Source organism: Peteryoungia aggregata LMG 23059 (assembly GCF_030814435.1).
GTDB lineage: Bacteria > Pseudomonadota > Alphaproteobacteria > Rhizobiales > Rhizobiaceae > Allorhizobium > Allorhizobium aggregatum.
In genome coordinates this window covers 115414-127683 of sequence record NZ_JAUSUW010000009.1, presented here as the reverse complement: position 1 = coordinate 127683, position 12270 = coordinate 115414, and the positions used below count along the sequence as shown (strand labels likewise).

General features: G+C 62.7%; 14 protein-coding genes and 1 riboswitch. Of the genes, 11 read left to right on the top strand and 3 right to left on the bottom strand.

Annotated features, from left to right (window positions below; genetic code table 11):
* Positions 1 to 94 precede the first annotated feature (94 nt).
* From J2045_RS15965 to J2045_RS15915, 11 genes are all read left to right on the top strand, one after another.
* On the top strand, positions 95 to 1180 hold the full coding sequence (locus J2045_RS15965) for an MBL fold metallo-hydrolase (protein WP_307374518.1): 1086 nt from the start codon (positions 95 to 97) through the stop codon (positions 1178 to 1180).
* A gap of 47 nt (positions 1181 to 1227) precedes the next feature.
* A riboswitch (TPP riboswitch) is annotated at positions 1228 to 1348 on the top strand.
* 92 nt (positions 1349 to 1440) lie between these two features.
* Entirely contained in the window at positions 1441 to 3279 is a 1839-nt protein-coding gene (gene thiC / locus J2045_RS15960; RefSeq protein ID WP_307374515.1) for a phosphomethylpyrimidine synthase ThiC, read from the top strand.
* Positions 3276 to 4259 carry a glycine oxidase ThiO gene (gene thiO, locus J2045_RS15955; RefSeq protein ID WP_307374513.1) on the top strand — a complete coding sequence of 328 codons (984 nt, stop codon included), beginning with the start codon at positions 3276 to 3278 and terminating at the stop codon, positions 4257 to 4259. The genes thiC and thiO overlap by 4 nt, the downstream gene beginning before the upstream one ends.
* Entirely contained in the window at positions 4256 to 4453 is a 198-nt protein-coding gene (thiS, locus tag J2045_RS15950) for a sulfur carrier protein ThiS (RefSeq protein WP_307374511.1), read from the top strand. The genes thiO and thiS overlap by 4 nt, the downstream gene beginning before the upstream one ends.
* 1 nt (position 4454) lies before the next feature.
* Positions 4455 to 5231, top strand: coding sequence for a thiazole synthase (locus tag J2045_RS15945; protein ID WP_307374510.1), 777 nt, complete (start codon positions 4455 to 4457; stop codon positions 5229 to 5231).
* Complete coding sequence (locus J2045_RS15940) at positions 5228 to 5833, top strand: thiamine phosphate synthase (RefSeq protein WP_307374508.1); 606 nt, start codon at positions 5228 to 5230, stop codon at positions 5831 to 5833. Before J2045_RS15945 ends, J2045_RS15940 begins: the two co-directional genes overlap by 4 nt.
* An 87-nt stretch (positions 5834 to 5920) precedes the next feature.
* Positions 5921 to 6829 (top strand): diaminopimelate epimerase, encoded by a 909-nt coding sequence (gene dapF / locus J2045_RS15935; protein ID WP_307374506.1) that lies wholly within the window; start codon positions 5921 to 5923, stop codon positions 6827 to 6829.
* On the top strand, positions 6826 to 8118 hold the full coding sequence (mtaB, locus tag J2045_RS15930) for a tRNA (N(6)-L-threonylcarbamoyladenosine(37)-C(2))-methylthiotransferase MtaB (protein WP_370873147.1): 1293 nt from the start codon (positions 6826 to 6828) through the stop codon (positions 8116 to 8118). The genes dapF and mtaB overlap by 4 nt, the downstream gene beginning before the upstream one ends.
* Before the next feature lie 19 nt (positions 8119 to 8137).
* Positions 8138 to 9454 carry a signal recognition particle-docking protein FtsY gene (gene ftsY / locus J2045_RS15925; RefSeq protein ID WP_307374504.1) on the top strand — a complete coding sequence of 439 codons (1317 nt, stop codon included), beginning with the start codon at positions 8138 to 8140 and terminating at the stop codon, positions 9452 to 9454.
* A 27-nt stretch (positions 9455 to 9481) separates the two neighbouring features.
* On the top strand, positions 9482 to 10123 hold the full coding sequence (locus tag J2045_RS15920; RefSeq protein WP_298462941.1) for a septation protein A: 642 nt from the start codon (positions 9482 to 9484) through the stop codon (positions 10121 to 10123).
* Positions 10124 to 10128: 5 nt separating this feature from the next.
* Positions 10129 to 10710, top strand: a complete 582-nt coding sequence (locus J2045_RS15915) for a DUF2585 domain-containing protein (protein WP_307374646.1) — start codon at positions 10129 to 10131, stop codon at positions 10708 to 10710.
* Positions 10711 to 10720: 10 nt separating this feature from the next.
* Here the strand turns inward: J2045_RS15915 and J2045_RS15910 are convergent, their stop codons facing one another.
* From J2045_RS15910 to J2045_RS15900, 3 genes are read right to left on the bottom strand one after another with little or no spacing between them, the layout of a single operon-like run.
* On the bottom strand, positions 10721 to 11311 hold the full coding sequence (locus J2045_RS15910) for a DsbE family thiol:disulfide interchange protein (RefSeq protein WP_307374645.1): 591 nt from the start codon (positions 11309 to 11311) through the stop codon (positions 10721 to 10723).
* Positions 11311 to 11484 (bottom strand): heme exporter protein CcmD, encoded by a 174-nt coding sequence (gene ccmD / locus J2045_RS15905; RefSeq protein WP_307374501.1) that lies wholly within the window; start codon positions 11482 to 11484, stop codon positions 11311 to 11313. Before ccmD ends, J2045_RS15910 begins: the two co-directional genes overlap by 1 nt.
* Entirely contained in the window at positions 11481 to 12248 is a 768-nt protein-coding gene (locus J2045_RS15900; protein WP_307374499.1) for a heme ABC transporter permease, read from the bottom strand. The genes ccmD and J2045_RS15900 overlap by 4 nt, the downstream gene beginning before the upstream one ends.
* Positions 12249 to 12270: the final 22 nt, after the last annotated feature.

Below are 12270 nucleotides of genomic sequence, written 5' to 3'. Positions count from 1 at the left end.
AAGCGAAGCCCCGATTTTCAGGGATTCGGCCCCGTTCAGCGATCTACATCAGCGCTATTGCCGTAGAATTGACGAAACCACATATGGGTGAGCCATGAACAGACGCAGCTTTCTCAAATGGTCGGGCTTCGGGCTCGTTGCCGCCACACTCGGAGGCCTCGGCATGCGTGAAGCACAGGCCGGCAACCGCTACTATTCCGGTCCCCTCTCGGATCATTTCGACGGCAAGATCTTCTTCAATCCAGGTGGTGAAGAGCCGCGTGGCTTCACAGATCTGCTCCGCTGGCAATTTGGCGGCGGCAAGATTGACTGGCCGAAGGCGGTGGCGGCAGCGGATTTCGTCACGACGAAACCCGAGCCACGTGTCGAGGGAAGCCGGCTTGTCGTGACCATGGTTGGCCATGCGACGCTGCTCATTCAGACGGCGGGCTTGAACATCCTGACCGACCCCGTCTGGTCTGAACGCGCGAGCCCCGTCTCGTTTGCCGGGCCTAAACGCAACAATCCGCCCGGCGTCGCCTTCGACGACCTGCCGAAAATCGACGTGGTGATCGTGACGCACAACCACTACGACCATCTGGACATCGCAACCCTGAAAAGCCTCATCGAGCGCGACAGGCCGCGCCTCGTCACGCCGCTCGGCAATGACACGATTATCCGCAGCGATGTGCCGGACATTGAGGCAAGCGTGATGGACTGGGGCGATAGCATCGAGGCCAACAATGGTGTCACCATCCATTGCGAGCCCTGCCATCACTGGTCGGCGCGCGGCATGGGCGACAGGCGCATGGCGCTCTGGGCCGCCTTTGTCATCGAGACCCCTGGCGGCAAGATCTACCATATCGGTGACACCGGCTATGCCGAGGGCAAACACTACCGCGAACTGCGCGAAAAACACCGCGACATCAGGCTCGCCATCATGCCGATCGGCGCTTATGAGCCGCGCTGGTTCATGAAGGCGCAGCACCAGAACCCGGAGGAAGCGATCGAAGGCTTCCGCTTGAGCGGGGCGGCCTTCGGAATCGGCCACCATTTCGGCACCTTCCAGCTGACCAATGAAGGCATCGACGATCCGCCGAAGGCGCTTGTGACGGCCATGTCTGCGGCCGGTATCGGTAATGAGCGCTTCAAGGGCCTGCGCCCCGGTCAGCAGTTCGAGGTGCCTCTCACAAACGCTTGAGAGCCAAAGGGCTCGTTGACACGGCCCACGCTTTTGACCACACTTCACGCATTCACCAGGGGTGTCCCGACAAGGGGCTGAGATATCGCTACGCCGAGATGGCAGCGCGGTGACCCGTTGAACCTGATCCAGTTCATACTGGCGTAGGGACGGTGCGAGCGCTGCAAAAACGACGATTCGGAAACCCGAATCCCGTGGCGTCTTTTCATCATTCCGGCTGACATGACTGGGTCTCCAACCTGAACACTTGGAGCTCCACGATGAACATTGCCCCGCATTTCAACAGGCCCGACGTCACAACAGGGCCGCTTCCCGCCTCGACCAAGATCTTCTTAGCAGGGGACATACACCCGGATATCCGCGTGCCGCTGCGCCAGATCGCGCTGCACCCGACCTCCGGCGAACCGCCTGTGAATGTCTATGACGCCTCGGGTCCCTATACCGACCCGCAGGCGACTATCGCCATCGACCAGGGGCTTGCCCGGCACCGTCTCGATTGGCTCAAACAGCGCGGCGATGTCGAGGCCTATGACGGCCGCGATGTAAAGCCCGAGGACAACGGCTTCGTCTCTGCCGACAAGCTGACGCCAGCGTTTCCCGTGAAACATCAGCCGCTTCGTGCCACGGGCGGCAAGGCCGTGACGCAGCTTGCCTATGCCCGCGCCGGTATCATCACGCCGGAAATGGAATATGTGGCGATCCGCGAAAACCTTGGCCGCAAGGCTGTTGGGCAAGCGCTTGTCCGCGATGGCGAAAGCTTTGGCGCTGCGATCCCGGATCACGTGACGCCGGAATTCGTCCGCCAGGAGATCGCGCTGGGACGGGCGATCATCCCCGCCAACATCAACCATCCGGAACTGGAGCCAATGATCATTGGCCGGAATTTCCTGGTGAAGATCAACGCCAATATCGGCAATTCGGCCGTGACCTCCTCCATGGCCGAGGAAGTCGAGAAGATGGTCTGGGCGATCCGCTGGGGCGCCGATACGGTCATGGATCTCTCAACCGGCCGCAACATTCACAACATCCGTGACTGGATCATCCGCAATTCACCCGTGCCGATCGGCACCGTGCCGCTCTACCAGGCGCTGGAAAAGGTCGGCGGCATCGCCGAAGACCTGACCTGGGAGGTCTATCGCGACACCCTGATCGAGCAGGCCGAGCAGGGCGTCGACTATTTCACCATCCATGCCGGCGTGCGGCTGCAGTACATCCCGCTCACCGTCAACCGCGTCACCGGCATCGTTTCGCGCGGCGGTTCGATCATGGCCAAGTGGTGTCTGCATCATCACAGGGAGAGCTTCCTCTACGAGCATTTCGAGGAAATCTGCGACATCTGCCGCGCCTACGATGTCTCCTTCTCGCTGGGCGATGGACTGCGCCCGGGCTCGATTGCCGATGCCAATGATGCCGCCCAGTTTGCCGAACTGGAGACGCTGGGCGAACTGACGCAGATCGCTTGGGGCAAGGACTGCCAGGTGATGATCGAGGGGCCCGGCCATGTTCCCATGCACAAGATCAAGGAGAATATGGACAAGCAGCTGAAGACCTGTGGCGAAGCGCCCTTCTATACGCTGGGGCCGCTGACGACGGACATCGCCCCCGGTTACGACCACATCACCTCCGGCATCGGGGCGGCGATGATCGGCTGGTTCGGCACGGCCATGCTCTGCTACGTCACGCCGAAGGAGCATCTGGGCCTTCCGGACCGCGACGACGTCAAGACCGGTGTCATCACCTACAAGATCGCGGCGCACGCCGCCGATCTCGCCAAGGGTCATCCGGCAGCACAGCTGCGCGACGATGCGCTGTCCCGCGCCCGCTTCGAATTCCGCTGGGAGGACCAGTTCAATCTGTCTCTCGACCCCGAAACGGCGCGCTCCATGCATGACGAGACCCTGCCGAAGGAGGCGCACAAGGTGGCGCATTTCTGCTCGATGTGCGGCCCGAAATTCTGCTCGATGCGCATCTCGCATGACATCCGCGCCGAGGCACAGAAGGAGGGCCTGAGCGCCATGGCGGAGAAATACCGCGCAGGCGGCGATCTCTACATGACCGCAGACGAGATCGCAGCACTCGAAATAGGAGAGCGGTCATGACCGTCCTGGTGAAAGGCGCCGGTGTCGCAGGGCTGGCGACGGCGCTGGAACTGGCGCGCAGGGGTATCCCTGTCGAGGTCGTGGAGCGCCGGGCCGATATCGGGCTTGGCGCCTCCCACCGGGCGGGCGGCATGCTTGCCCCCTATTGCGAGCGGGAGGCGGCGGAAGAGATCGTCCTGACATCAGGTCTCTTGGCTGCCGACTGGTGGGACGAGGCCGTTCCCGGTCTCGTCCAGCGCCGGGGCACACTGGTGCTGGCCAATCCCCGCGATCTCGCCGACCTCAAGCGTTTTGCGACCCGCACGCGCGGCCATCGCTGGGTGGGAGAGGACGAGATCGCAGAGCTTGAGCCGGATCTCGCTGGACGTTTCGGCAGCGGCCTCTTCTTTTCAGAGGAGGCGCATCTTAATCCGCGCCAGGCCTTGCGGGGTCTTTATCGGGCGGCGCGGCAGCTCGGCGTCTCCTTCCGCTTCGGAGAGGAGGCGGGTGATGCGGGAGGCTATGCGAGGGTGATCGATTGCCGGGGACCACAGGCGATCGGCGAGATCGAAGGGCTGCGGGGTGTGCGCGGCGAGATGCTCTATCTGGAGACGGGTGATGTCACGCTCTCACGCCCCGTCCGCCTTCTGCATCCCCGCCACCCTCTCTACATCGTGCCGCGCGGCAACGGGCTGTTCATGCTGGGCGCGACCATGATTGAGACTGAGGATGACGGGCCGATCACGGCGCGTTCGATGATGGAACTGCTGAACGCCGCCTATGCGCTGCACCCCGCCTTTGCCGAGGCGCGCATCGTGGAAACCGGCACCGGCATCCGCCCGGCTTTCCCAGACAATGTGCCCCGCCTCATTGAAACCTCCGAAGGCCTGGCGGTGGCAGGCATGCACCGCCACGGCTTTCTGTTGGCTCCAGCACTGGCGCGTGAGGCGGCAGAGAGGCTGACGACCACGCACGCATCTGAGAGAAGGAGGAGCGCATGAAGCTCACCGTCAACGGAGAAGCCCTGGAGCTCGATGCCGGCAACCTCGCCGACCTGCTCGCAAAGCTCGACTACGAAGGCGAGTGGCTGGCAACCGCCGTCAATGGCGACCTTGTTCACCGCGAGGAGCGCGCCGCCCATCCCTTGAAGGAGGGCGACCGGATCGAGATTCTTTCGCCCATGCAGGGAGGCTGATATGGCCCTGGAACTCTACGGCAAGACCGTCACTTCGCACCTCCTGCTCGGCACCGCCCGCTACCCCTCGCCCGCGATCCTGGCGGAGGCGGTGCGGCGATCGAAGACCGAAATCGTCACCGTCTCGCTGCGCCGGGAAACCGCAGGCGGCAAGGCGGGCGGGGCCTTCTTCCAGCTGATCCGCGACCTCGGCGTTGAGATTCTGCCCAACACCGCCGGCTGCCACAGCGCCCGCGAAGCGGTGCTGACGGCAAAGATGGCGCGCGAGGTCTTTGGCACAAACTGGATCAAGCTCGAGGTGATCGGTCATCACGATACACTGCAGCCGGATGTTTTCGAACTGGTGGAAGCGGCGAAGATCCTTGTTACCGAGGGCTTCGAGGTCTTCCCCTACACCACCGATGATCTGGTGGTCGGGGAGAAGCTGCTCGCCGCCGGATGCCGGGTGCTGATGCCCTGGTGCGCACCGATCGGCAGCGCCATGGGGCCGCAGAATCTGCCGGCACTCAAATCCATGCGGGCGGAATTCCCCGACGTACCGCTGATCGTCGATGCCGGCATCGGGCGCCCGTCCCATGCCACGGCGGTGATGGAACTCGGCTACGACGCCGTGCTGCTCAACACCGCTGTTGCCTCGGCCGGTGATCCGGCCGAGATGGCCGAGGCCTTTGCCAAGGCGATCGAGGCAGGGCATATCGCCCATCAGGCCGGCATGCTGGAACCGCGCGACATGGCCGTGCCATCCACCCCCGTCATCGGAAAGGGGGTCTTCGCATGAAGCTCGATCCCTTCTACCTCATCGTCGACAGTGCCGACTGGATCGAGCGGCTGGTGCCGCTGGGCGTCAAGCTGGTGCAGCTGCGGATGAAAGACGCCGAGGAAATCGTGCTTCGCCAGCACATCCGCCGCGCCCGGCAATGCTGTGCCGATCATGGCTGCCAGCTCATCGTCAACGACCACTGGCAGATCGGCATCGACGAGGCCTGCGACTCCGTCCATCTCGGCCAGGAGGATTTGGCAACCGCGGATCTCGCAGCGATCCGCAGCGCAGGCCTGAAGCTTGGCCTCTCGACGCACGATGATGCCGAACTCGAAACGGCGCTGGCCGCCAAGCCTGACTATATCGCCCTAGGCCCCGTCTATCCAACGATCCTGAAAAAAATGCCCTGGGCGCCGCAGGGCCTGGAACGACTGACGGTGTGGAAGGAAAAGATCGGCCCCCTGCCCCTGGTCGCCATTGGCGGGCTTCGCCCTGACCGTCTACCCGGTGTCTTTGGAGCAGGGGCAGACAGCGCGGCTGTCGTGACGGACATTACCTTGCATGCCGATCCCGAGGGGCGAACCCGGGAATGGCTTGCGGCGACCGAGCACTGGCGTTGACCATGGTCGTGCGGTTTTGGTCGCTCCACTGGTAATTCGGCTGTATTTCCGCCATATAGGCTGAAAGTGCAGTTGTATGGAGTGACGATGTCGGATCGGGTCGAATTCGCTGTTATGAACGGGCTTGGCAACAAGATCCTGGTCATCGACATGCGCGGTCGCACCGACCGGGTGACGCCGGCTGCCGCCATAGCGCTCGCCGCCGACCCCGCGACCGCCTTCGACCAGATCATGGCCATCCATGATCCGAGAGTTGACGGCACCGACGCCTATATCGACATCTTGAATTGCGATGGCTCGAAGGCGCAAGCCTGCGGCAACGGCACGCGCTGCGTGGTGCAGGCGCTCGCCAGCGAGACCGGCCGCAAGAGCTTCACCTTTCAGACCGTCGCCGGCATCCTGAATGCCGTCGAGCATCCTGACGGCACGATCTCCGTCGACATGGGCAAGCCCGTCTTTGCCTGGGACAAGATCCCGCTCTCGGAAGAATTCCACGACACCAGTCGCATCGAGCTGCAGATTGGCCCGATCGACGCGCCGATCCTGCATTCGCCCTCGGCCATGTCGATGGGCAATCCGCATGCTGTGTTCTGGGTTGATCGCGATCCGATGACCTATGATCTGGAACGCTTTGGCCCGCTCCTGGAAAACCACCCGATCTTCCCGGAAAAGGCGAATATCACGCTGGCCCAGGTCACCTCGAAGACATCAATGATCACGCGCACCTGGGAACGCGGCGCCGGCCTGACGCTCGCCTGCGGCTCTGCCGCCTGTGCGGCTGGCGTGTCCGCTGCTCGAACCGGTCGCACCGAGCGTAAGGTGACGATCACGGTGGCGTCGAGCCCCAATCGCGGCACGCTGACCATCGACTGGCGCCCCGACGACAAGGTCGTCATGACCGGCCCCGCCGAATGGGAATGGTCCGGCACGGTTGATCCGGTGACCGGCAGCTGGCAGCGCGATGTAAGCGCCGATGCAGAGGCCGCCACCCCGTGACGTCTTTGCAAAAGGGTTCTGTCGAGGTCATCACCTTCGGCTGTCGCCTGAACACCTACGAATCCGAGGTCATGAAGGCGGAGGCCGCCAAGGCCGGGCTCGACAACGCAATCCTCGTCAACACCTGTGCGGTCACCTCCGAGGCCGTACGACAGGCCCGCCAGGCGATCCGCCGCGCGCGCCGGGAAAATCCCGAAGCCCGCATCATCGTCACCGGTTGCGCGGCTCAGACCGAAGCGCAAAACTTCGCTGCCATGCCCGAGGTCGACGCTGTCCTTGGCAACGAGGAAAAGCTTAAGGCCGAGCACTATCGCCGCCTGCCGGATTTCGGCGTCTCGGCGGAAGAGAAGGTGGCCGTCAACGACATCATGAGCGTGACCGAGACGGCACCGCAGATGGTCGCCCATATCGACGGCCATGTGCGCGGTTTCCTCCAAGTTCAGAATGGCTGCGATCACCGCTGCACCTTCTGCATCATCCCCTATGGTCGTGGCAATTCGCGCTCCGTGCCGATGGGCGCCGTCGTCGAACAGGCGCGCAAACTCGTCGAAAACGGTTACCGCGAGGTGGTGCTGACCGGGGTGGATGCGACGAGCTATGGCGCGGACCTGCCGGGAAATCCAACGCTCGGCCTTCTCGCCAAGACACTGCTGAAGCAGGTGCCGGAGATCCTGCGGCTTCGCCTCTCCTCGATCGACAGCATCGAGGCGGACAGCCATCTCTTCGACCTGATCGCCGACGAGCCGCGTTTCATGCCGCATCTGCATCTGTCGCTGCAGCATGGCGACGACCTGATCCTGAAGCGTATGAAGCGCCGGCATTCGCGCGCCGATGCGATTGCCTTTGCCGAGCAGGTCCGGCGCCTGCGCCCCGGCTTTGCCTTTGGCGCCGACATGATCGCCGGTTTTCCGACGGAGAGCGAGGAGATGGCGGCAAACTCGGCGCTCCTGGCCGAAGAGATCGGAATCGCGCATCTGCATGTCTTTCCCTATAGCCCCCGCCCCGGCACGCCGGCGGCTCGGATGCCGCAGCTTGATCGGGCACTCGTCAAGGCACGGGCGGCAGACCTTCGCGCGGTGGCTGAAAGATTGCAGGCTGTGCATCTGGCCTCACGCGTCGGGACCCGGCAGAAGCTGCTGGTCGAGCGCAATGAAATGGCGCATACGGAAGACTTCACCCTCGTTGCAGCGCCCGGCATGAAACCCGGCAGCCTCATCGAGGTCTCGATCGGCGGCCACACCGGCCGCCATCTGACGATTGCATCGGCAGCGGCTGACGCGGCTGCCTGACAGACGGATTAGAGTGACCATGGCCCTCGGCTTCATCAAGAAAGTCTTCACCTTCGGCAAGGAGAAGCCGGCAGAAACGCCTGCAGCGCCGGCGGAGCTGACGGCCGAGGAAAAGGCTGCGATTTCGGCGGAAAGCGAGCCGAAGGGTCGCGACGAAGATTTAGCCGTGGCCGAGAACCCGGTTCTCGCCGAGGAAATGGAAACGGCCGGCGGACCGTCGGACGATCTGTCGCCTGAAGATCTCTCCATGGTGCCGCTAGACTTGCTCGAGGCGGAAACCGACAAGCCGGAAGCAGAAATTGAAGCCGCGGCCGTCTCGGATCTTGCATCTGAGCCCGTTGTCCCCGTCCTGCCCAAGGGTTTCGCCACCGCTGAGACCAGGGCGCCAGAACCCGAAGCCCCTGCCCCGGCAGAGAAACTGAGCTGGTTCCAGCGCCTGAAGGCGGGTCTGTTCCGTACCTCCTCGCAGCTGACGAGCCAGATCACCGCGCTCTTCACCAAGCGCAAGCTGGATGACGAGACGCTGGAGGAACTGGAAGACCTGTTGATCCAGGCCGACCTCGGCGTCGAAACCGCCCTGCGCGTCACGGACACACTGGCCTCCGAGCGTTACGGCAAGGATGTGACCGGCGAAGACGTCACCAAGATCATGGCGACCGAAATCGTCAAGGTGCTGAAGCCGGTCGCCAAGCCGCTGGCCCTTGATCTCAGCCACAAGCCGCATGTCATTCTCGTCGTTGGCGTCAACGGCACCGGCAAGACGACGACCATCGGCAAGCTGGCCGCAAAGCTGTCGGGCTCGGGACTGAAGGTGATGCTGGCGGCCGGCGATACCTTCCGTGCGGCGGCCATCGAACAGCTGAAGATCTGGGCCGACCGTACCGGTTCGACCTTCCTCGGCACCAAGCTCGGCGCCGATGCTGCAGGTCTGGCGTATGAAGCCTTCGAAAAAGCCAAGGCCGACAAGGCCGACGTCCTGATCATCGACACTGCCGGCCGCCTGCAGAACAAGGCGGAACTGATGGCGGAGCTTGAAAAGATCGTCCGCGTTCTCGGCAAGCTCGATCCGGACGCGCCGCATACAGTGCTGCAGACACTCGATGCGACGACGGGCCAGAATGCCCTGCAGCAGGTCGAGATCTTCCGCAACGTCGCGGGCGTCAACGGCCTGATCATGACCAAACTCGACGGCACGGCACGCGGCGGCATCCTGGTTGCCATCGCGGCCAAGCATAAGCTGCCCGTCTATTTCATCGGCGTCGGCGAAGGCATCGACGACCTCGAACCCTTCGAGGCCGAAGATTTCGCCAGCGCCATCGCCGGCATAGCGCGCTGAGCGCCGGAAACGTTAGGAAACGACATCATGTCGGACACATCCACCGATACCCAGGCCTCCCAGGCCGAAAAACAGAACCCCGTGTTGAAGATGGCGCTCGAACTCGGGCCGCTGCTGATCTTCTTCTTCGGCAACCTGCGCGGCGAATGGCTGGCGAAAACATTTCCGGAGCTCACCGCAATCGGCGGACCGCTCCTGATCGCGACCGCCCTTTTCATGGTCGCAACGGTCATCTCGCTGATCATTTCGAAGATCGTCTTCAAGCACCTGCCGGTCATGCCCTTCGTCTCGGGCATCGTCGTTCTGGTCTTCGGCGGGTTGTCGATCTGGCTGCAGGACGAAACCTTCATCAAGATGAAGCCGACGATCGTCAACACGCTCTTCGGCGTGGTTCTGCTCGGCGGGCTCGCCTTCGGCACCTCGCTGCTGGGCTACGTCTTCAACGCCGCCTTCCAGCTCGACGCGGAAGGCTGGCGCAAGCTGACATTCCGCTGGGGCATCTTCTTCCTTTTCCTCGCGGTGTTGAACGAGGTCGTCTGGCGGAACTTCTCGGATGATGTCTGGGTCAGCTTCAAGGTCTGGGGCACCATGCCGATCACGATCCTCTTCACGCTGGCGCAGATGCCGCTGCTCATGAAGCACTCCCTGGAAGACAAGGAACAGCAATGAGCGACATGACCGGCCAGGCGGGCGGGAACTCGACGACGCGTTTCTGGCTGGTGGTGACCTCCGTCATCATCCTGGTTCAGGTTGTCTCTCAATATCTGATGGGGCGCCTCTGGATCTGCGAATGCGGCTATGTGAAGCTCTTCGAAGCCGGCGTGAACACACCCGGCAATTCGCAGCATCTGTTTGACTGGTACACGCCGTCGCACATCATCCACGGCTTCCTGTTCTATGGTCTGGGTTGGCTGGTGATGCGCAAGCAGCCGATCACCGCAAAGCTTTCGCTGGCCGCCCTGATCGAAGCAGCCTGGGAGATCCTGGAAAACTCGCCAATGGTGATCGACCGCTACCGGACAGCGACCATGGCGATCGGCTACACAGGCGACAGCATCCTGAATTCCGGCATGGACATGGTGGCGATGATCGCCGGCTTCTTCTTCGCAGCCCGCGTGCCCCTGTGGCTGACCGTCGTGATCGCACTCGGCTTCGAGGTTCTGACGGCATTCGTCATCCGGGACAATCTGACCCTCAATGTCTTGATGCTCGTCTGGCCAATCGAGGCTGTAAAGACCTGGCAGGGTGCGCTCTGACCGGGACGGATCAGCCTTTGCCGAGCGCCTTTTCGATCGCCGGCATCAGCTGCGTCTGGAAACTTTCCGCATCGAAGGGGCCGACCTTCTTGTAGAGGATCGTGCCATCAGGACCGACGAGATAGCTCTCCGGAATACCATAGACACCCCAGTCGATCGCGGCCTTGCCATTCGGATCAACGCCGATGGCCGCGTACGGGTTACCGAGTTCGCCCAGGAACCTGAGCGCGTTCTCGTTCCGGTCCTTGTAGTTGATCCCGACGATATTGACGCGAGGATCCTTGGACAGCTCCAGAAGCATCGGGTGTTCCTGGCGGCAGGGCACGCACCACGAGGCAAACACATTGACCAGCGTCAGCTTGCCCGAGATGGCTGTAGTCGTCAGTGCCGGACGCTCGGATCCATCAAGGGCAATCAGATCGAGCATCGGCGCCTTGGTGCCGATCAGCGCCGACGGGATCTCGGAGACATCCCGACCCGATTGCAGCTGGGTCATGAAGACGGTCGCGAGGCCAGCAAACAGGACGAGCGGCAGGGCTGCGATGACAAAGCGCCCACGCCCTTTGGCGGCGGACGCAGTATTGCTATCGCCATTCTCCATCATGCCTTTGTGTCCTGCGACGATGCTGTCGAACGCCGGCGAATGCCCTGCGTTTCCAGCGCCTTGAGTTCGTTCTGGCGCGCCCGGCCGTCGAGATAGATCCAGACGGTCAGGCCAAGACAGATCCCCGCCGTCAGCAGATAGGAACCGATCACATAGAAGGCGTGTGTCATGCCTGATGCTCCCGACCAGCCTGGCGAGCCGCCATGCGACGCTGGGCACCGACGCGCCGACGCCAGATCTCGTTGCGCATCGCCATCAGGTGGAGCGTGAAGAAAAGAAGGGTGAAGGCGAACGCCATGACCAGCAGTGGCCAGAGGAACTCGGGATGGATCGTCGGCCCGTCGAGCCGCATGACACTTGCCGGCTGATGCAGCGTGTTCCACCAGTCAACCGAGAACTTGATGATCGGGATGTTGACGAAACCGACGAGGATCAAAACGGCACTGACACGTGCGGCCTTGGACGGGTCATCCATGGCGCGATTGAGCGCTATCAGGCCGAGATACATCAGGAACAGCACGAAGACCGAGGTAAGGCGCGCATCCCAGACCCACCACGTACCCCACATCGGCTTGCCCCAGAGGGAGCCGGTGACGAGCGCGATGAGGGTGAAGGCAGCACCAAGCGGTGCTGCGGCCTTGTGGCTGACATCCGCCAGCGGATGACGCCAGACCAGCGTACCGATCGCGGAAATGGCCATCACGGAATAACACATCATCGAGAGCCAGGCGGCAGGCACATGCACATACATGATGCGCACCGTGTCGCCCTGCTGGTAATCCGTCTCCGACGTGAAGCCGAGATAGAGCCCCACAACGAAAAGCAGCACGGTCACTCCACTGAACCACGGCAGGGCTCTCTCGACAAAAGCGAGGAATCGCGTCGGGTTGGCGAGGTCGATGATCTTGGTCACGGCGAGGCTATTGTCGGTCATAACCCGTTCTATCCTGTCTCAA